General features: G+C 44.1%; 19 protein-coding genes. 2 read left to right on the forward strand and 17 right to left on the reverse strand.

Going from position 1 to position 20,480, the window contains the following annotated elements; all coding sequences use genetic code 11:
• The first annotated feature begins 7 nt into the window (after nt 1-7).
• Both phnX and IR173_RS01275 read left to right on the forward strand, forming a co-directional pair.
• Nucleotides 8-796: a phosphonoacetaldehyde hydrolase gene (gene phnX / locus IR173_RS01270; RefSeq protein ID WP_237037892.1), complete on the forward strand. Its 789-nt coding sequence runs from the start codon at nt 8-10 to the stop codon at nt 794-796.
• 3 nt (nt 797-799) lie between these two features.
• On the forward strand, nt 800-1,891 hold the full coding sequence (locus IR173_RS01275) for a 2-aminoethylphosphonate--pyruvate transaminase (protein ID WP_237037893.1): 1,092 nt from the start codon (nt 800-802) through the stop codon (nt 1,889-1,891).
• Nucleotides 1,892-2,574: 683 nt separating this feature from the next.
• Here the strand turns inward: IR173_RS01275 and IR173_RS01280 are convergent.
• The 17 genes from IR173_RS01280 to IR173_RS01360 all read right to left on the reverse strand — a co-directional run bounded on the left by IR173_RS01280 (nt 2,575) and on the right by IR173_RS01360 (nt 20,180).
• Entirely contained in the window at nt 2,575-3,888 is a 1,314-nt protein-coding gene (locus IR173_RS01280) for a vWA domain-containing protein (protein ID WP_237038407.1), read from the reverse strand.
• A complete protein-coding gene (locus tag IR173_RS01285) occupies nt 3,866-5,482 on the reverse strand; it encodes an AAA family ATPase (protein ID WP_237037894.1) in 1,617 nt (538 codons plus the stop codon). The genes IR173_RS01280 and IR173_RS01285 overlap by 23 nt, the downstream gene beginning before the upstream one ends.
• A 71-nt stretch (nt 5,483-5,553) precedes the next feature.
• Nucleotides 5,554-6,420: a F0F1 ATP synthase subunit gamma gene (locus tag IR173_RS01290; protein WP_237037895.1), complete on the reverse strand. Its 867-nt coding sequence runs from the start codon at nt 6,418-6,420 to the stop codon at nt 5,554-5,556.
• Between the two features lie 5 nt (nt 6,421-6,425).
• The gene (gene atpA, locus IR173_RS01295) at nt 6,426-8,015 is read right to left on the reverse strand and encodes a F0F1 ATP synthase subunit alpha (RefSeq protein ID WP_237037896.1); all 1,590 of its coding nucleotides are present in this window, start codon (nt 8,013-8,015) and stop codon (nt 6,426-6,428) included.
• Nucleotides 8,016-8,034: 19 nt separating this feature from the next.
• Nucleotides 8,035-8,589 carry a F0F1 ATP synthase subunit delta gene (locus IR173_RS01300; protein ID WP_237037897.1) on the reverse strand — a complete coding sequence of 185 codons (555 nt, stop codon included), beginning with the start codon at nt 8,587-8,589 and terminating at the stop codon, nt 8,035-8,037.
• Nucleotides 8,590-8,595: 6 nt separating this feature from the next.
• The gene (gene atpF / locus IR173_RS01305; protein WP_237037898.1) at nt 8,596-9,096 is read right to left on the reverse strand and encodes a F0F1 ATP synthase subunit B; all 501 of its coding nucleotides are present in this window, start codon (nt 9,094-9,096) and stop codon (nt 8,596-8,598) included.
• 15 nt (nt 9,097-9,111) lie between these two features.
• Nucleotides 9,112-9,363, reverse strand: a complete 252-nt coding sequence (gene atpE / locus IR173_RS01310) for an ATP synthase F0 subunit C (protein WP_005937691.1) — start codon at nt 9,361-9,363, stop codon at nt 9,112-9,114.
• 27 nt (nt 9,364-9,390) lie between these two features.
• The gene (atpB, locus tag IR173_RS01315; protein ID WP_371315859.1) at nt 9,391-10,479 is read right to left on the reverse strand and encodes a F0F1 ATP synthase subunit A; all 1,089 of its coding nucleotides are present in this window, start codon (nt 10,477-10,479) and stop codon (nt 9,391-9,393) included.
• Nucleotides 10,472-10,897 (reverse strand): hypothetical protein, encoded by a 426-nt coding sequence (locus tag IR173_RS01320; RefSeq protein WP_237037899.1) that lies wholly within the window; start codon nt 10,895-10,897, stop codon nt 10,472-10,474. The genes atpB and IR173_RS01320 overlap by 8 nt, the downstream gene beginning before the upstream one ends.
• A 19-nt stretch (nt 10,898-10,916) precedes the next feature.
• The gene (locus IR173_RS01325) at nt 10,917-11,165 is read right to left on the reverse strand and encodes a F0F1 ATP synthase subunit epsilon (RefSeq protein WP_237037900.1); all 249 of its coding nucleotides are present in this window, start codon (nt 11,163-11,165) and stop codon (nt 10,917-10,919) included.
• 6 nt (nt 11,166-11,171) lie between these two features.
• The gene (gene atpD / locus IR173_RS01330; RefSeq protein WP_237037901.1) at nt 11,172-12,707 is read right to left on the reverse strand and encodes a F0F1 ATP synthase subunit beta; all 1,536 of its coding nucleotides are present in this window, start codon (nt 12,705-12,707) and stop codon (nt 11,172-11,174) included.
• A 378-nt stretch (nt 12,708-13,085) separates the two neighbouring features.
• On the reverse strand, nt 13,086-14,633 hold the full coding sequence (locus tag IR173_RS01335; RefSeq protein ID WP_237038409.1) for a M28 family peptidase: 1,548 nt from the start codon (nt 14,631-14,633) through the stop codon (nt 13,086-13,088).
• 406 nt (nt 14,634-15,039) lie between these two features.
• Nucleotides 15,040-15,477: a PepSY-like domain-containing protein gene (locus IR173_RS01340; RefSeq protein WP_237037902.1), complete on the reverse strand. Its 438-nt coding sequence runs from the start codon at nt 15,475-15,477 to the stop codon at nt 15,040-15,042.
• 158 nt (nt 15,478-15,635) lie between these two features.
• Nucleotides 15,636-17,222: an ATP-binding protein gene (locus tag IR173_RS01345; RefSeq protein WP_237038410.1), complete on the reverse strand. Its 1,587-nt coding sequence runs from the start codon at nt 17,220-17,222 to the stop codon at nt 15,636-15,638.
• 88 nt (nt 17,223-17,310) lie between these two features.
• Nucleotides 17,311-18,582: a sensor histidine kinase gene (locus IR173_RS01350; protein WP_237037903.1), complete on the reverse strand. Its 1,272-nt coding sequence runs from the start codon at nt 18,580-18,582 to the stop codon at nt 17,311-17,313.
• Nucleotides 18,582-19,259: a response regulator transcription factor gene (locus IR173_RS01355; protein ID WP_237037904.1), complete on the reverse strand. Its 678-nt coding sequence runs from the start codon at nt 19,257-19,259 to the stop codon at nt 18,582-18,584. The genes IR173_RS01350 and IR173_RS01355 overlap by 1 nt, the downstream gene beginning before the upstream one ends.
• A gap of 189 nt (nt 19,260-19,448) precedes the next feature.
• A complete protein-coding gene (locus tag IR173_RS01360; protein WP_237037905.1) occupies nt 19,449-20,180 on the reverse strand; it encodes a NigD1/NigD2 family lipoprotein in 732 nt (243 codons plus the stop codon).
• Nucleotides 20,181-20,480: the final 300 nt, after the last annotated feature.

Raw genomic sequence — 20,480 nt, forward strand, 5'->3', positions numbered from 1 at the left:
TAGCAAGATGAAAAAAATAGAATGTGTAATTATGGACTGGGCGGGAACGGCAGTCGATTACGGATGTTTTGCACCTGTTGCCGCTTTCTTGAAAGCCTTCGGCGAAGTAGGTATCACTGTCACCATGGAAGAAGCTCGCCGCCCTATGGGAATGGCAAAAATAGACCATATACGTGAACTGTTCAAACTGTCCGGAGTGACAGAACAATTCCAAAAACGATACAATAGACTTTGGACGGAAGAAGATGTGGTTGCCATGAACCGCGAATTTGAGAAATATCTCTTTGCCTCTCTGCAAGAATATACCACTCCCATCCCCGGAGTCATTGAGACTATCGGCGGACTGAAAAAGGCAGGTCTTAAAATCGGCTCCACCACAGGATATACCCGCGCCATGATGGAGGTGGTCCTGCCGGGAGCTGCCGCCCAAGGTTATACCACCGACAACTGTGTCACCCCCGACGGTCTTCCTGCCGGACGTCCTCAGCCTTTTATGATTTACAAAAACATGACAGATTTGAATGTACCTTCCGTGACAAGTGTCGTGAAATATGGGGATACCATTGCCGACATCAAAGAAGGAGTAAATGCAGGCGTATGGACTGTCGGTGTCATTTTGGGCAGCAACGAAATGGGGCTTACCCAAGAAGAAACTGAAAAGCTTTCCTCTGATGAACTGGGTAGACGCATGGCAGCCGTCAGGAAGCGTATGTATATGGCAGGCGCCCACTATGTGGTAAACAGCATTGCCGAACTCCCCGAAATTATTGAAATTATTAACTATAAAATGAACTAAAAAATGAGACCATACTTACTTTTGACCCCCGGCCCTTTAACAACATCCGAAACAGTAAAAACCGCCATGATGACCGACTGGTGCACATGGGATGAGGATTACAATGTGCATATCGTTGAAGAAATCCGCAAAGGGCTGGTGAAACTCGCCACTCATAAAACCGACGAATACACAGCCATTCTGCTACAGGGAAGCGGTACTTACTGCGTAGAAGCGACATTGGGAAGTGTCATCACTCCGAAACACAAATTACTCATCCTGAGCAACGGTGCATACGGTGACCGTATGGGAAACATTGCCGAATACCACGGCATGAACTATGATATGCTCGCTTTTGATGAAACCGAACAAGTATCGGTGGAATATGTAGACGATTATCTGGCACATAATGCAGAAATCACACACGTGGCAGTGGTGCATTGCGAGACAACGACCGGCATTCTGAACCCGTTGAAGGAGATTGCCCACGTAGTGAAGATGCACGGCAAGAAGTTGATTGTGGATGCAATGAGCAGCTTTGGAGGCGTACCTTTGGATGTAGAGGAACTGGGCATCGACTTTATGATTAGCAGCTCCAACAAGTGCATTCAGGGTGTACCGGGATTCGGGTTCATCATAGCCCGCAAATCCGAACTAGCACACTGCAAGGGCGTTTCACGCAGCCTCTCTCTTGACATTTACGACCAATGGGAAGCAATGGAGAAGGGACACGGCAAATGGCGCTTTACCTCTCCTACTCACGTGGTACGCGCTTTCAAGCAGGCCATGGACGAATTAGAGGCCGAAGGCGGCGTGAAGGCACGCCACGAACGCTACTGCCGCAATCACGAGGTATTAGTGGCAGGAATGCGCTCTTTGGGCTTCAAAACCTTATTGGATGACGCCATACAATCCCCCATTATCACCTCTTTCCTGTATCCGGACGCGGCCTTCGATTTCAAAGAATTCTATAAGCAACTGAAAACAAAGGGGTTCGTGATTTATCCGGGTAAAATTTCACAGGCAGATACATTCCGTATCGGAAATATCGGCGATGTATTTCCTGAAGATTTCAGCCGGCTGATTGATGCCATAAAAAGCACAATAAAGGCCTAAAATCTTCTCGCATAAAAGTGGTAATTGTTTCTCGCCATACCAAAAGAGCAAAACTGTTGATTATCAAAGAATTAATATTTTATTTAGGACCACAGGACCAGGGCTCACCTATATGATATTCTGGTCCTAATAGAAACCATTTACAAACTGATAATCAAACCAATAAAGCAGACAAGCCTATTAAATGAAATTCAGCACTGTAATCAATGAGATTATAAGTCATTCAAGAGCATATTCACGAAGCAATAAACTCATTGCCAACAGATATTCTCCATGTAATAATAATTCGTAATTCATAAAATCAGCTTGTCCGTTTTATAAATTAATAACGTACTGATATACAACAATATATATATTCATATCAGTATAAAGTTGGGACCAGAATCTCATATAGGTGAGCCCTGGTCCTGTGGTCCTAAAAAAAGAAGAAACATAACTGATAATCAACTACTTAACAACAGTCCACATCACAAATCCGCAGTCCATTCTATAAAGACATAAAAACGGAAAATAAAACATGAAAAAGTACTTCCGAAAAACTCCACTGTCTTTTGGTAAAACTCCACTGTCTTTCCGAAAAACTCCACTGTCTTTTTGCAAAACCTCTAAGTCTTTTTTTAAAAGCTGAAAGAGTTTTTTCAAGAACCTTGGAATTTTAAAATGCAGCGTCCTTTTCGTCTCCGTCACATCTCCCAATATCTATCGCAAAGATTCAGATATTCCATTTCGGGCTGATTGCCAAAAGAGAGTGCAAAAAAAGAAGTTTTCCGACGTTTTATCACCCTTATTTGTTCTTTTAAATCTTTAGATAGCGGAGGCATCTCAAAGTCTGAAATCAGGACAATATCCGACTCCCTGAAATCATTCCCATTAATGATATGCGCCGCTTCGCGAAGGGCAGGCTCGATATCCGTTCCCCCATCAAAAGACTTATTGAGGAACTCGGCCAGTTTGGGCATGTCACGCGACAAATCTTCGACCAACAGAGATACAGCCTCATCGGAAAAGTTGATGACATAGCATTTGCGATGAGTCTTTTCCGTCAACTGGGCAATGGCAAGGATAGCAGACTTGGACAGGATTTCCCGGTCGCCCTGCATAGAGCCGGACGTATCCACACAAATAATATAAGGCCCTTGTCCCGAAACTTTCTGCTTGTCATTCTTCACCGAATCTGTTTCTTTCGATTTATAATCAAACAGTTGCAACCGCTTCTCGGCATACCGCTCCATGAACACGGCACGCAGCGAATCGTCCGCCAGATAACAATATTCTATCGGCAACAGACTGTTCAGGTCATTGCCCAAAGTGACGCCCGTTATATCGCTGTGCGGAGAATGGCGAATCAACATCTTCTTATCCACTCCCGAAAGGGAATCATACTTCAGGGGTTCCCGATGCTTTCTCCCCAAAAGATGTGCCAGTTGCCGGATGGCTGGATTACGTTTCATCACTTGCTCAAAAGGAAGCATTTTGCGATACAAGTCCGGGTAGTTGTGAAGCAGCCACTCCATACGCGACCCGAGCAGGTGATTGCCCGACTGCTGTCCCTGTTTCTTTACCAACAGGTCGAAACTCTCGCAAAGGCTGTCAATATGCATATACTGATAGTCGTACTCCTTGCGGGTGAGCAACTGATGCCATTTATCCAGGAAAAACTCCTTTGTCTGCGCCGCTTCTCCCTTCAGCAGAGAGCAACCTTCCATGCATGAGATGTAGTAATCAATATTGAGTTCGGAAAGCTCATAACGCTTCTTAAACGCACCACGCATCTGTCTCAGAAATTGCAGGAATGCCAGGTCCGGCAAGTGTTCCGAGGAATAAAAAGCATCCCATTCGGGAGTGTAGCGCGAATAATATTCCTGTAGAGAGGGAGTCGTGCGACGATAGTAGGCAAGCACTTTTTCCTCCAGTTCGTGCCGGCGCACCACTCCGTTGCCGATATCTTCCTCGTAAGCTTTGAACGTCCTGTCCTTAAGCTCCTGTGAATAAATCATCTTCAGGTCTCTCAACCTTATATTCCTGGTTCTCTTTGCGGTACGCATCAGCCATTTCGTTCAATTCGTTCTTATATCTTTCTATATTGTTCTTTTGATGGGTAAGCATCCTCCGCATCAGGAGGCGTTGCTTTGCACTCAGGAAAAGATGGTTTTCGTAATACTCCGTTTCGGCAGCAAGCAACTCGTTCCAGTCTTTCTCCATTCTTCCCAAAGCTTCGGTCACCGAACGGTATTTCATCCCCAAGTCTTCCAGTTCCGGTTCGGGCGGCGGAGGCGGACAGTTTTCATAACACATCAGGTGATATTCATAATTATTTATATAAACGGAACGAGTCCCCCGCTTCAACGTATATATCTTGCTACGGGGAACTTTGGCATGAAGCACCGAATCATATTTTTTCAGAATGCAACAATTTGCCTTATATTTATCTTTATGCAGATAGAACAGCTTTCCTGTTTTGTCAAGATGCTGGTAGTCGGAAGCAAAAATCAACAAACGCTCTTTCATGCGGACACCCTCTATCTGATAATAATAAGTATCCACCACCTGAATACCGGGGTCGTTGAGTTCGCGCAGACTGTGTTCCGAAGACTGGCGGTCCTTTAGCTCTTCTATATCCTGTTCCAGACCCTTTATGTTGAGCAGATAACCCTCGGCACTCTTCTGTATGGCAGCAGCAACCATTTCCTCTATGGCTTCCATGTGCTCTGTTTCACTCCACAGACAATATGATAAAAGTGTACAGTCCGACAAGCGGATGGTATCCGATCCGTTCAGAAAGGCCGATGTCTTAAGCAACTTTACCATCTTCTTCCAGCGACGGTCGGACACATAGAGAGGAGCTGAAATGCCTCCCTCGTTCTGCACTTGCAAGTTATATTGTTCGATACCGTCTTTCAGGGCATGAATCACTTCAAAAATGGAATAATGAATCTTTACGGCAGCTATTTCTTTTTCCCAATGGGCATATTCTTCACCGGCTATTTGGAGCCGTTCGTCTATCACCGGTTCCGTTTCGTCGGTAGACGAAATCATACGGTCGAACTCACCCATATCTTCTATTCCTCCCACCAGACAGCGAATAAGGAAACGGTCCCAAAGGGCTTCAAGCCCCTGCCCTTGTGCCGGAAGCTCATTGGATGCCGCTATCAGACCTTTCAGGGGAACACGGATGGAAAACTGTCCGTTGCGATAAATCTTTTCATTGATAATGGTCAGCAAAGCATTCTGAATGGCAGGCCCTGCCTTCCATATTTCATCCAGAAAGGCAATGGTAGCCGAAGGCAGATAGCCATCGACAATACGTTCGTAGGTATCCGAATCCTTCAGTTTGGAGATAGACACCGGTCCGAATATTTCATCGGGCGTACTAAAGCGGGACATGAGGTACTCGAAAGCAGAGGCATCCCGAAAAGCCAGTTTCAGACGGCGCGCCACCATACTCTTGGCGACCCCCGGAGGGCCGAGCAAGAAGATGCTCTCTCCTGCCACTGCCGACAGCAGGGAAAGTGCCACCACATGCTCCTTCTCGAAAACACGTTCGTTAAGTTGTTGTAACAGGGATTCTATGCGGGTTTTTAAGTCGTTCATTTTACTTTCTACTTTAAACGCGGTTCGCTTATTTGTATGCCCTTCTCAGAGAAATCGCGCGACCAAGCACATTATGCCATCGAGCCGCCCACAATATCGAGTAACTCGTTAGTAATTGCCTGCTGACGGCTCTTGTTATACATTACCGTCAGTTCTTGCAACAACTCATTGGCATTGTCCGTCGCAATCTGCATGGCCATGGTTCGTGCCGCATGCTCGGCAGCATTTGAATCGAGCAACACAGTAAACATCTTCATGCGCAATACTTTGGGCAGCATATCCTGCATCAACTCTTCGGCAGAAGGCTCAAGAATATAATCAATCGTTTTTTCCTTTTCTTCCTTCTTTTCATTGTTTAAATCAATGGGAAGATAAGTCTCGCGAGTCAATATCTGCGAAGCAGTGGACTTGAAATGATTATAGAGCAGTTCCACCTTATCCACATCGCCATGCAGGAAGCGCTTCATCAAATCAGTAGCAAGGTCGGCCGCCTCCTGATAAGAAGGTTTGTCTGCCATGTGCTGGAAATCGCCTTCAATGCGAAACCCCAACTTCCTGATAGCATCCGCCACCTTCTTCCCTACCGGGAAAACCAGAATATTCTCCAATCCCAACGGCTTGTATTCCGCCAATAAATCGACCAAGTGCCTGATGACATTGGCATTGAAACCGCCGCATAGACTGGTATTGGAAGCAAACACCACAACGGCCACCCTTTTTACTTCACGTTTCACGATGAAAGGAGACGTCACCTCAGTACAGTTGCTCATAAAGTCGGTCAGTATGTGGTGCAGCCTGCGTTCGTAAGGAAGCATGCTTTCTATGGCGGCCTGAGCCTTATGCAGTTTGGCTGAAGCCACCATCTTCATAGCCGAAGTAATCTTTCGGGTATTGTTTACCGAGGCTATTCTTCCTTTTACTTCTTTCAGTGATGCCATGATAATTAGTTTTCTTTATAAGACTGGGCTGTCTCGGCAGCCACTTTTTCTATGATTCCGGTTACTTCCTCATTGATGACACCGCTTGCCAGCACATCAATAACATCCTGCTGATGGTTGGCGCGCATCGTTTCCAGGAACGTATTCTGGAAATCAATCACTTTATTCAAAGGCACATCATGCAACAAGCTATGTACCCCGCAATAAAGGATGGCAATCTGCTCGCCTACTGGCATCGGACTGTACTGGGGCTGAATCAATAACCGGTTGTTCTTACGTCCACGGTCGATGGCCATGGCGGTCACGGCATCCATATCACTACTGAACTTTGAGAATGCTTCCAGCTCACGATACTGTGCTTGGTCTATCTTCAACGTACCGGCTACTTTCTTCATACTCTTGATTTGCGCACTACCTCCTACACGGGATACAGAGATACCCACATTAATGGCAGGGCGGAATCCTTGGTTGAAGAGGTCGGTTTCGAGGAATATCTGACCATCGGTAATGGAAATTACATTGGTCGGGATGTAGGCCGAAACGTCGCCTGCCTGTGTCTCGATGATGGGAAGGGCTGTCAACGAACCGCCTCCTTTTACCTTTCCCTTCAGACTTGCCGGAAGGTCGTTCATCTGTTCTGCCACCTCCTGCTGGTTGATAATCTTCGCGGCACGCTCCAACAAACGGGAGTGCAAATAGAAGATATCTCCCGGATAAGCCTCACGGCCCGAAGGACGGCGGAGAATCAACGATACTTCACGATAGGCAACGGCCTGCTTGGACAAGTCATCGTAAACGACTAACGCATCCCGGCCGGTGTCACGGAAATACTCGCCGATGGCAGCTCCCGCAAACGGAGCAAAATATTGTAAGGCGGCAGGGTCGGCAGCAGTAGCGGCAACTACGATTGTGTAGTCCAATGCTCCGCGCTCTTTCAACACGTTCACGATATTGGCCACAGTAGAACCTTTCTGTCCCACAGCTACATAAATACAGTAAACAGGTTTCCCTGCTTCATAATTCGCTTTTTGGTTCAAGATGGTGTCGATGGCAATGGCGGTCTTTCCCGTCTGACGGTCGCCGATAATCAATTCACGCTGTCCACGACCGATAGGAATCATGGCATCGACAGACTTCAAACCGGTTTGCAACGGCTGATTGACGGGCTGACGGAAAATCACTCCCGGAGCCTTGCGCTCCAAAGGCATTTCGCAAAGCTCACCGCCTATCTGTCCGCGTCCGTCAAGCGGTTCGCCCAACGGATCAATGACGCGTCCCAACATACTTTCGCCCACCTTGATAGAGGCGATACGTTTGGTGCGCTTTACAATCATACCTTCCTTAATCTGGTCGGTAGGCCCTAACAACACGGCACCCACATTGTCCTCTTCCAAATTCATCACAATGGCTTTGATACCATTCTCAAACTCCAGCAACTCATTCGCCTCGGCATTGAGCAGGCCGTAGATACGAACCACGCCATCGCTCACCTGAAGCACCGTACCCACTTCGTCAAACTGAAGTGAGGTATCGATATCCTTGAGCTGCCGAAGCAATACTTCGGATACTTCGCTGGGTCTTATATTTTCAGACATAGTCTTTACGTTTCTTTTTTTATACTATTCTTCTGTTCTTCTCAATAAACTGCTGCTTCACTCGGCGTATCTGGCTGGCAATGCTTGCATCCAGACGGTAAGTACCGATTTCGAAAATGAAACCACCCTCTAATGAGGTATCTACCTTTGTAGCAAATTCAGCAGTTCCTTTCGTGCGGCTGACCACTATCCGGCGGATACGCTCCACTACTTCGGGAGCCACCGGATAAGCCGTAGTCAACTTGCCTATGCTGATATTTTTCTGTTTCCTGTACAGGTCGATATACGAATTAACCATGAACTGGAGAAACTTTTCACGCTTTTCCTTCAACACCAGTTGCACAAAGCGTTCCAGTTCCTTTGTCACTTTCCCTCCGGCAGCTTCCACTACCAGCTTCAGCTTTACATCGGGCGCCAGCACAGGATTGTCCATAGCCTGCCGCAACTCGGGAACTTGCGCATAGCTGTCTTTCAGCAGCAACGCTTCCCGGTAAACGGCATCTTCCACCTTCGCGTCATCGGCATACGCCAACAATGCTTTGGCATACCGCATAGAGACTACTCCTATATACATGGCAAATCAGTTTTTAGAAACAGTTAATTCGTCCAGCAGCCGGTCAATCATTTCCGTCTGCTTGTTCTCGTCGTCGAGGTTCTTACGCAACACTTTCTCGGCAATATCAACGGACAGAACCGCTACCTGACGGCGTATGTCGCGGATAGCATCTTCTTTTTCTGCCTGGATTTGGCGCTTCACCTCTTCCATCATTTTATCTCCTTCTATCCGTGCCTGTTCTTTGGCTTCCTTGATAATACGGTCTCGTGTCGCCGCTGCTTCGTTCAGTATGCGTGCCTGTTCCTCGTGAGCTTTAGCCATGATGGTTTCACCTTCAGCTTTCAGGTTAGCCAACTGTTCGTTTGCTTCTTTTGCCACCACCAACGAACGGTCAATGTACTCCTTACGCTCATTCACCATCTTGATAATGACGGGGAATCCATACTTGGCAAGCACAAAGAACACGATGCCGAAGGAAAGCAACATCCAAAACAACAAACCACTATCGGGCACTAATAATGACATAACTTCTTTTTATTTTTATAATGCAAGGAAACAAACAACAATGGCAAACAAGGCTACACCTTCTACCAAAGCGGCGATGATAATCATATTCATACGAATATCACCTGAAACTTCCGGCTGACGTGCAATAGCTTCCATAGCCGAACCACCAATCTTACCAATACCCAAACCTGCACCGATTACCGCTAAACCTGCGCCCAGTGCTGCACCTACTTTACTCAAGCCGACTCCGGCTGCTGCTTGTAATAATACTGTTGATAGTAACATAACTTTTCTATTTTTTAATGATTTATTTTATGCTTTTTCTTTCTCTGTTTCTTCTACACGAGACAGTCCGATAAAGACTGCCGACAACATGGTGAACACATACGCCTGAATAAAGGCTACCAGCAGTTCCACAAAGTTCATAAAGATGCAGAACAGGACGGATACCACTGTCATTGTGCCGTTTATAGCGGGCCCCATGCTCACTGTAACGAATATCAGGCTGGTGAGCGCCAAGATAACCGAGTGACCTGCCATGATATTGGCAAACAAACGTATCATCAAGGCAAAAGGCTTTGTGAAGATACCGAACAACTCTACTACCGGCATCAACGGGACGGGACACTTCAACCATGTGGGCACATCCGGCCAAAGTATTTCTTTCCAATAGGCCTTGTTTCCCCACACGTTGACAGCTATGAACGTACACAATGCCAATACCAGTGTAATGGCAATATTTCCCGTCACATTTGCCCCACCGGGAAAAATAGGAATCAATCCCATGAGGTTATTGATGAACACAAAGAAAAATGCCGTCAACAGAAAGTGGGAATAACGCTTGTAATCTTTTCCCACACAACTCTTGATTACGTCATCTTCTATCATCATCACAAACATTTCCATGAAACCTACAAAACCTTTCGGCGCAGGAGAATCGGGCGTGCGCTTCTTATACCAACGGGCAGTGCCCAAAATGATAGCAACCAGCAACACACTATTTATCAGCAGAGCAAGTACTGTTTTTGTAATAGAGATATCGAACGGACGCACCTCCTGCCCGGCAGCATTCACCTCTACAATCTTTCCCTTATGGTCTCCATCAGTGGCTATGCGCAGTCCTTCGTGCTCACTGCCTTCGTGGGCGATACGGGAAGAAAGAAAGGTATGCCATCCCGTCTCCTTACTATATACTATCACCGGAAGAGGAATCACAATGTCCTTGTCGCCCCACTTAGTGATATGCCATTCGTAAGAATCCTGAATATGGCCGAACACGATGTCCTTCGCATCCACATTTTCCTGCTGCTGGCTCACATTGATATCTTCGGCCTTCACCGTACCGACACCCATCATCAGCAAACAGAAAACAATACCTATCAAATACCTTGCCTTATCCATTTTTTTCTTTTTTGTCTTTTAGTTTAATCTTCAAATTATTCTCGAACAAGAAGAAGAATATACTTTCATACAGCATGCTGAAAAGGTAAAACAAAAAGAAGGTCAATACGAAATCTTCCTTATGCACTTTGACATGCAATACATAGAACAACAGGATTATCATCGAGAACACCATTTTCACAAACTTCATTCCCATATAGATGGAAAGCAATTTATGCGGCGTATACTTCCGACAGTAGTCGAACATAAAAATGTAATACCATCCGAAGATATAAAAATACAGAGGAATAAAGGGAAACCAGGCAAAATAATGCTCCGGCCAAAATAACTTGATTGCTCCTCCTACTACCAGTCCGGCGACCACTGTCATGATGGTCTTCCAGATTAAAAATCGCTTTTTCGTCAGTGTAAATCCCATAGTTTAGACTCTTTAAATGTTATTGTTCTACGCAAACTGATACTATATCCTGTTTCACCTCAACAAAACCACCCTTGATAGCGACTTCTTCCGGTTTCCCATCTTTCACATAAACGATTTTTCCCCCGGTCAGGGAAGAAATCAGAGCTGCGTGCAACGGCAGAAGAGTGAACGCACCCAACGTACCGGGAAACTCCGCACTCTCAACCTCTCCTTCAAAAACAACTCCTTCGGGAGTGGCGATTGTCATATTCAGAAACCGTTTCATAAAGCACTAATTCTTTTTATTGGCTGTTTCCAGCAATTTCTTACCTTTTTCTATTGCTTCTTCTATTGTTCCTACATTCAGGAATGCCTGTTCGGGCAAGTAATCCACCTCCCCATCCATAATCATATTGAATCCTTTGATGGTGTCTTCGATGGAAACCATCACACCCGGCACACCGGTAAACTGCTCGGCCACGGCAAAGGGCTGTGACAGGAAACGCTGTACACGACGTGCACGGTTTACGGTCTGGCGGTCTTCGTCCGAAAGTTCGTCCATACCCAGAATAGAGATGATATCCTGCAACTCTTTGTTGCGCTGAAGGATTTGTTTCACACGCTGTGCGGTGTCGTAATGTTCCTGTCCCACAACATTCGGGTCAAGAATACGCGAAGTGGATTCCAACGGATCTACCGCAGGATAAATACCCAACTCGGTAATCTTACGGCTCAATACCGTTGTAGCATCCAAGTGGCTGAATGTAGTGGCAGGCGCCGGGTCTGTCAAGTCATCGGCAGGCACATATACCGCCTGTACGGAAGTGATAGAACCATTCTTGGTAGAAGTGATTCGCTCCTGCATCTGTCCCATTTCGGTAGCCAATGTCGGCTGATAACCCACGGCGGACGGCATACGTCCCAACAAGGCAGATACTTCTGAACCGGCTTGTGTGAAACGGAAAATATTATCAATAAAGAAAAGAATATCACGCGGGCCATTGGCATCCCCACCTTTACGGTCGCGGAACGACTCGGCAACGGTCAATCCGGAAAGGGCAATGGAAGAACGTGCACCGGGAGGTTCATTCATCTGTCCGTACACCAAGGTGGCCTGTGATTTCTCTACTTCATTGTAGTCTACTTTAGAGAGATCCCAATTTCCCTCTTCCATGCTTTTCTTAAACTCTTCGCCATAACGGATAACGCCTGATTCAATCATTTCGCGCAACAGGTCATTACCTTCACGGGTACGTTCACCTACTCCCGCAAACACGGAGAAACCGTTGTGCTTCTTGGCAATGTTGTTAATCAACTCCATGATAAGCACAGTCTTTCCTACACCGGCACCACCGAACAAACCGATTTTACCACCTTTTGAATAAGGTTCCAACAGGTCGATTACCTTGATTCCGGTAAACAACACTTCCTGTGTGGTAGACAAGTCTTCAAACTTGGGAGGTTCACGATGAATGGGGTATGCACCCTCTTTACTCAACGGCTTCATTCCGTCTACGGCATCGCCCACTACGTTCATCAAACGACCTTTAATCTGGTCGCCCACAGGCATGGTGATAGGATGTCCTGTCGGTATTACTTCCATGCCGCGTTGCAGTCCGTCCGTGCTATCCATAGCTACGGTACGCACAGTGTCCTCGCCAATGTGTTGCTGAACTTCGACAACCAGCGTTCTGCCGTCCGGTCGTTTAATGGTTAAAGCGTCGTGAATACTTGGAAGAAGAAGGTCGGTATCGATATCTTTGCCTTCGAAATACACATCGACCACCGGTCCGATTACTTGTGATATATGTCCAACGATTTGTGACATAAGCTTCTGTTTAGTTTTATTTTATAATTTATCTTTGCTATATAAACAATCTTTTCGCCGAATTGTTTAGGTCGGTTATGCACTAACGTGCGCAGCAAAGGTAGAAATTATCTTCAGCCATTATTCCTCAACTAACATTTTTTACACCTAAAAACGACATTTATCCATTAAAAGGGGAGAAAAAGAACAATTTTGTTAGAAAGAGAAGAGAGTGTGCCGAATTTCTCATACCTAAAAGTCACCCTCGCCACAGATAGTTGTAGCGAGGGCGATTTCGAAAAAAGGGAAGTTTCGACACATCTCCCCCGAAGCGATGTGTAAGCAGCAGCCTGACACATCCCCCCCGGGGAGACTAAGAATTAAAAAGAAGTGTTAATATTATTCCTTATACATACCCTCTCTGGATAATTGCTTGTCCAGAGAGGCTACTCCAAGTGCCACTACCGCAGTCACAACAGCCGTGTGTTCCTGGTATTCGGGGATATTCTTTGTATAAAGGTCGCGCTCGGTATGCCAGATTTCTCCGTAAGAAAAATTATATCCTTTGATATCATCTGTTATGAAACCATAAGTAGGGACACCTTCCACGGCGAATACACTGGCATCGGTACCTCCTGTTGAAGTCGGGCGTTTACGAGGTTTGGCAACTTTCACCTCAAACGGAAAATCCGGATTGATATTCTTCACCGGCTTACAAATTTCTACAAAGTCATCGTACATGGCTTGCGGAACAGAAATACCGACCGGAGGAGTAGGCCCGCCATCCCGGTTAAACAGATTCGCTATCTTTCCCAACTCTTTCCGATGTTGATGTGCATAAGCTTTTGCACCCAGTAAACCAAATTCTTCTCCGGCAAAAGCTACAAATAGAATAGTACGTTTGGGCTGCGCTCCCGAAAGAGCGATAAGTCGCGCTGCTTCCATCATGGGACCGATGCCCGTACCGCAATCAATGCCTCCCGTTGCCACATCAAAAGCATCAAGATGTCCACTGATAATTACATATTCGTCCGGATATTTTGTTCCTTTTATGGAAGCTACCACATTGTGGTATTTCACAGGACCAAGCTTAAAATGATTACGGATATCAAACTCCAGCCAAAACTCCCGGCGTTCTTTTGCCATTTGCTCTATAACGGCATACTGATGCTCATCCAATTTGATATCACACACTTCAGGTAAATTATCAAAAGTAGTGTTCTTATCATTCACTAACGAACGATCATAGAGTGCACGTAAGGGCACGGAGGCAGACTGTATGAAACCGAGCACGCCAGCCTCACACATCTCTTTATAGAACAATCCCGGCATCCGACGCAAAGGAAGCATTTGATGATATGTACCCTTTGCCCAATTTTCCTCCATCAATGAATCATTCTTCTGTGCTATTTTCAGATTTTCCGCCTTTACCACACTACGCAGCGAATCTGCTTTAGCAGAATGGTCGATGGGCCAGCCTGCATTCTTTCCTGATATTAATACCCACGCACCTTTCAACTGATGTTTCATGCGCTTCAATTCAGCTTCCGTTGCGGGCTCAATCAACACATGACCACGTTGCAACCCTTTGGTTCCCGAAGTATAAGAAGGAGTGACAAAATGCAAGTTCATCGGTTGGTCACCACCGATAAGCCGCCCGAACCACGGCCCGCGATTAAAGCCGACAGGCAGCTCGCCGGCTTCTTCCAAATGTGCTTCGATACCCCAACTTCTAAATTCGCGAAGCATCCATTCGGCGGCATTATCATAAGCATCAGAACCAATGGGACGACCGCCAAAACGGTTAGTCAAAACATCCAGTTGATGCATTACACGATTATCGGTCGTTCCTATTTCTATAATTTTCTTGACGGCAGCAGGCTGGGCATATACATTTCCGGTATACAGGGAGGCCGCCAAAAGGGTGACGGCACAAAGGTTTTTCATCATAATAGTTTTGTTTTATTTGTAATTAATGACTGCAAATATAAAATCTTTTATGAAACCTTATCCCCTCGGGAGCTATAAATTTCTAATAACAACTTTATATTACGTTACAAAAAGACACGTCTGCATCACCACGCAGCCATGACTTTAAAAGAGAGTTCTATGAATTCATATAAAGAAATAACAGTTAAATGAATTCCTCCACAAGATACATTTCATTGGTCAGTGTTTGCAAGCAACCTGTAAAGAACTTCAGCAATGCCACATTCATGTTATCTTTTAAAACTATGCAAATATCCATGTTGTTCATTACAAGATGGTGTCAAGGAAGTTACTATATAGTTAAATTACACTTTTCCCTGTATGGAGACACAACATGTATGCTCAATACAGGGAAAAGCAATCATCAATTATCAATATCAATCACATTAAATTTTAAGTCGAACTTGATTTCCCACCCATTAGACAGCTTTATTTCATAATCCTTTTTGTCTTTTTCGATTTTCAAGACCTTAGCGTCAGGATAGTTGGTTGACACATACTTCTGAATTTGAGCAGGCATCACATTACCCGGAACGGAGCTGTATTTACAGTTCACTTCCGTCCATGCCCCCCGTTTATCAAACTCCAACTTATCACCGTTCGTAAAAATTACATCGTAACTTTTATCAAAGAGGTCAGTCTCCATTTTAGCCATAGCCACTTTAGCAGTCGGGAAATACTGTTTGATGAACGTTTGGGCCGGTTGCGGTAATTGGTTAACCTGTATAGGCTTGTCATCATCAGCCATTACTACAGTTTGCAACGTAAATAGACACACTAAAAATAAAAATACCTTTTTCATAATCTTGTTGTTTTATGAGTTATACATCATTGTCTTTTCTCTGATGCAAAGATTAGAAGAGATTCTGAAAAGAATTTGAAAAGAACATAGAAAACTTCCTTTTTACAAACTTTTCATGAATCTCATCCGCATAAAACAAATAGATAAACCTTCTCCTCTTAAATTGTTGACGTAGAACAGTGTTCCTTTCCGGTCTCTTCCACTATCCATTTTTCTATATTCCGAGTTTTTATGCTAAAGTTCACGCCTATCTTAAACAGTTTACGGCTATCTGCTTCAAAAGGCCGGGCATAATGCCTATCGTTGATTTGCTGCATAGCTTCTTCAGCCGTACCATCCAATTTAAATTCCATGACATAAATATAGCTATCGGTTTGCAGCACCAGGTCAATACGGCCTTCACTTGTGTGATACTCCACTTTCACATAAAATCCCATTAATTTGAAAACGATAAAAAGGACATTCTGATAATGTAACTCCAGGTCACGAACCATCTCATAAGGAGTATCTGCAAAAAAACCTTGCAGACGGCGGAAGAAAGAATCATAATCACCGGACTCAACTTCACGTACAAACTTTTGTATCTCAAACGGTGCCTCAACCTTAGTAGTCTTTGCATAAAAAGGAAGAAGAAAGCGCATAAAGCCTTCTTCCACTTCACGGTTTGGAAAACCTAAACGATAAATACCAAAACGGCGCTCATATCCTTTGATAGTAAGGTAACCACTTTGATAAATCACAGGAATCGGGTTGGTGGAGGAAGCATCGATACTATTGAGAACATCCGCATCTGTTTCAACATGAGCCATACGATGAAGGTCATAATGGTGCATTTGAAGCAGTTCTACCAAATAGGTGGGAGTCCCCGTTTCAAACCAATAGTTTCCGAACTTCATTTTAAAAAAAGTATTCAACAAACTGAATGGGTTATATATTCCAACAGAATCTTCCACAAAATGATATCCATCATAACACTCCCTTAATTCATTACAAACTTCATCATAAGTCATGTGTTGTTTATCGGCAAGGGCATACAATTCATCCTCAAAATCCCGATGAATCTCTTCCTCAGTTATGCCACACAATGCCGCATACCGCTCATCCATGGACACATCTATTAAATTATTCAAAGCACTGAATACACTTATTTTTCCAAATTTGGTAACCCCTGTGAGCATTCCAAATTTGATACAGGCATCTTTACTTTTCAGTGCGCCGTAGAATGCCTGCAGTGTTTCACGAAAACTTTTTTGGAGTGCTTCATTGCCAATGGCCTGCAACATAGGTTTATCATATTCATCAACGAGAATCACCACCCGTTGTCCGGTCTTCCGGTAAGCACGTTCGATAACTCCTTCAAAACGCATCGACAAAGACTTCTCTGCAGCACGAGTGCCATAAAGACTTTCCCAATCATCCAAAACTCCATTCAGTTTATTTTCCAAACTCTCGGGAGTATCGTATTTTTGAGTATTAAGGTCAATATGCAAAATAGGATATGTTATCCAGTCTTTCTCCAACTGCTCCATGGCGAGCCCTTCAAAAAGCTCTTTTTTACCCTGAAAATAAGCCTCAAGGGTGGATATCAGTAAACTCTTTCCGAAACGGCGAGGACGGCTCAAAAAGTAATAACTGCCTGTTTTGACAAGTTGATAAACCAATGCCGTCTTATCAACGTAAAAATAGCCATCCTTACGAATTTTCTCAAAATTCTGAATACCAATAGGATAAAGTTTATTGTTCATCATGCGTTGCTTTTTGAATGATAATGTACAAAGATACTTATTTACTTGTTATCCTCAACATTTTATTCCGAATAAATGTTCCGTTTCATCATACTCTTACTTCGAAACAATGCTTCCCTTCCCGATAATAATAATGTAAATACATGCCTTGCATTTTACAAATAGAATCGGCTAGAGCAAGCCCCAAGCCGGTAGAACCTTCCTTCTTTTCTCCTTGATAGAAACGTTCAAAAATATGACGACTATCCAGTGCTGTCTCCACCCCCCGATTGCAGAATATGATGCTGTGTGCTGTAATGACAATCCGAATATGTCCACCCTCTATGTTATGCACAAAAGCATTTTTCAGCAGATTGGTAAATAACACCACAGCCAACATTTCATTCATAATAACAGAAAACGTTCCTTCTTCTTCTACCTGTACTTCGATATGACGATAGGCATACACCTCTTTATAATCAGTCAGATATTGCTTAACCAAGTGATTAACCTCTACCTGAGAAGAGTCCGAAAACTGTCCATTCTCAATCTTGGAAAGTAGCAATAAAGTTTTATTCAATTTCGTGATATGTTCCAAGGTCTGATGAGTCTTCATCAGTTCCGTCAGTTGAATTTCAGAAAGAGCCTCATCCTCCATCAGCATTTCCAGACGATTGAGGCAAATGGAAAGTGGCGTTTGCATCTCATGAGAAGCGTTGCCAATAAATTGCTTTTGTTGCTCAAACAGCCTTTCGTTGCGCTCCGCATAACGAATAGCCGCTTCGTTCAACTTCTTAAACTCCGAAACATGAGTAGGATTCTGCAAAGGTTCATTCTTCGCTCCAATCTTATATTTATCCAACCAATGCAACAGCACATAAAGCGGACGCATATTACGATAAACCACCCACACGCTTATCACAATGATAATAAGCAACATAATGACATACAGAAATATAATCCACCCCGTAATGGCTTCTTTTAAGTCATCCTTTTCGATAGAAGGAGTTGCAACCGTCAATTCAAAAAAACGGTCTCCATCGTCTTTGAAAAGTGTAGTCAAGATACGTGCCGGTTCGGTTTCCCCTTTTTCAGGAATATATACCATCGAGTCTTTATAGAGTATATCTTCACGGCTGTCGGCATATTCTTCTGTCACTTCCTTCAAGAAGTATTGATTATTGGAAGCTGTATTCTTGGACGGCAACTCCTCCCCTGCCAACGCACGGATAATTATAGTTTCCGAATAGTCCTCGAGTGCATCATCCACCTCGTCATTGACTTCATCCATGACGGTGATATAAAAAAAGACAGCCCACCCGGTCAAGATGACAGTCAGGGCAAGCGAAATGCGAATCAGTATGTAATATATCAACTTCATCAGCTCATAACCATTTTATAACCCAGTCCGTATACGGCTTTCAGCTCAGGAGTCGCCCCGGCTTCCTTCAAACGTTTTCTTAGGTTCTTTATCTGAGCATAGATAAAATCAAAGTTATCCACTTGGTCTATATGGTCTCCCCAAACAGATTCAGCCATCGTATTCTTGTCAACCAAACGTCCCGGGCGATTCATGAAGTAGACTAAAATGTCATACTCTTTACGACTCAACTCCAGCTCTTCACCACCCACCTTCACACAGTATTTATCAGGAAAGACTTCTATATTTCCATATTTTATGGTGATTTCACCGTTCTGCTGATTCCGTCGGATTACACTTTTGATACGTGCATTAAGTTCTGCCAAATGAAAAGGTTTCGGCAAATAATCATCCGCCCCCAGCTCTAATCCCAAAACCTTATCTTCCAAAGAATCTTTTGCCGAAATAATAATCACATTCTCACGTTTACGCATCTCTTTGAGCTGCTCAAGCAAATCCAATCCATTACCATCGGGCAACATGATATCCAGCAGGATACAATCATAATTATAATCCTCTATTTTTTGGATACCTGTCCGAAAATCAGGAGCCACCTCTACTATATAGCGTTCTTGCTCTAATGAACGTTGAACAATTTCACGCAAATTGACATCATCTTCAACTAATAATATCTTCATAATCCTTGATATTTATGACAGGCAAAGAAACAAGATAATTCTGAAATAATACTGAAATGGAGAAAAAAGATTCAGTTAGAGTGTGTAGACAGCTTAAAAAAAAGTGTGCCAAGAGCTCGAAATATCCCTCGTATTCCAAAGTCATTTCGCTCTTGACACACGGTCACAAACTCTCTCTTTAAACCCTGATTATTTGATTTCCATTTTTGAAAAATCCATCTGCTTTGCTTCATTCGGAATCGGCTCATTCATTAGCTCGAAAGGAACTGTCACTTCACCGTTTACAGCCGAATTCAATTTTATCTTAATACCTTTCATCCCGGGAAGCGCCTCGATAGAATTGAGGTTAAATGAAACAGCTCCATTCCCGTAAAAGCCGGTCATATCATCGTATGTATTGTAGCGCAATTCCAATGTAAGATAGCCTTCGGAATCCAGAGCAAGAGGAGCTGTATGCACCAAGCTGATGCGGTGCTTTTCCCGTGCAGGCAGATTCTGTATAAAAACAATATTCATATACCCGCCGCCTATCCACATATTCTTCTTCTCAATATAAATAGGGTCATTCCCAAATTCCGCATCGTTTTCTTCTGTAAGCTCCTCGATATCTTTAGTCAGGATGGAGCGAATCCCCTCTATCTTGACAGCACAATCATATCCTTGAAAATCATCATACAACGGATTGAATACGACAACGACACGTTCTCCATCTTCCGGCGACCAAGGAAAAGCCGATGCAGCAGGCCACATAGTCCCCCACGTATCACCTGTCAGTGAATAAGTGTGACTGTCTTTAGCTTCCACTGTAGCCCAATCAACAGCAATATCACCGATTGAATATCCATCACTATCGTCACATGACTGAAACATAAAAGAAGTAACAGCCAGCATGATTCCACAAAAATAAGCTAACTTTTTCATAATATCCTCGTTTTTTTATATTCTATCCTTTAAAGAAAGAGAATGAGGAATTACTGCATATTCGCTTTTGTTATTTAACGTATTTTCAGTAAAAAGTTATAGATGAGGGTCTTCCCGGAAGTAAGAATTCCTATTGTGCAATTTTACCTTCATTGACAAGTTCCGACAAGGCTCTAGCCAATGAAGTACGAGTTACCCCAAGTTTTCTGGTCCACATCAGTAGAAGACGACTTGAAAAGAATCGGACTTTCTGAGAAATAAAGCCAACCTATGTTTCCATTTGCCACGAGGATGTGTCGA

This window comes from Phocaeicola faecalis (assembly GCF_021730445.1).
Classification (GTDB): Bacteria; Bacteroidota; Bacteroidia; order Bacteroidales; family Bacteroidaceae; genus Phocaeicola; species Phocaeicola faecalis.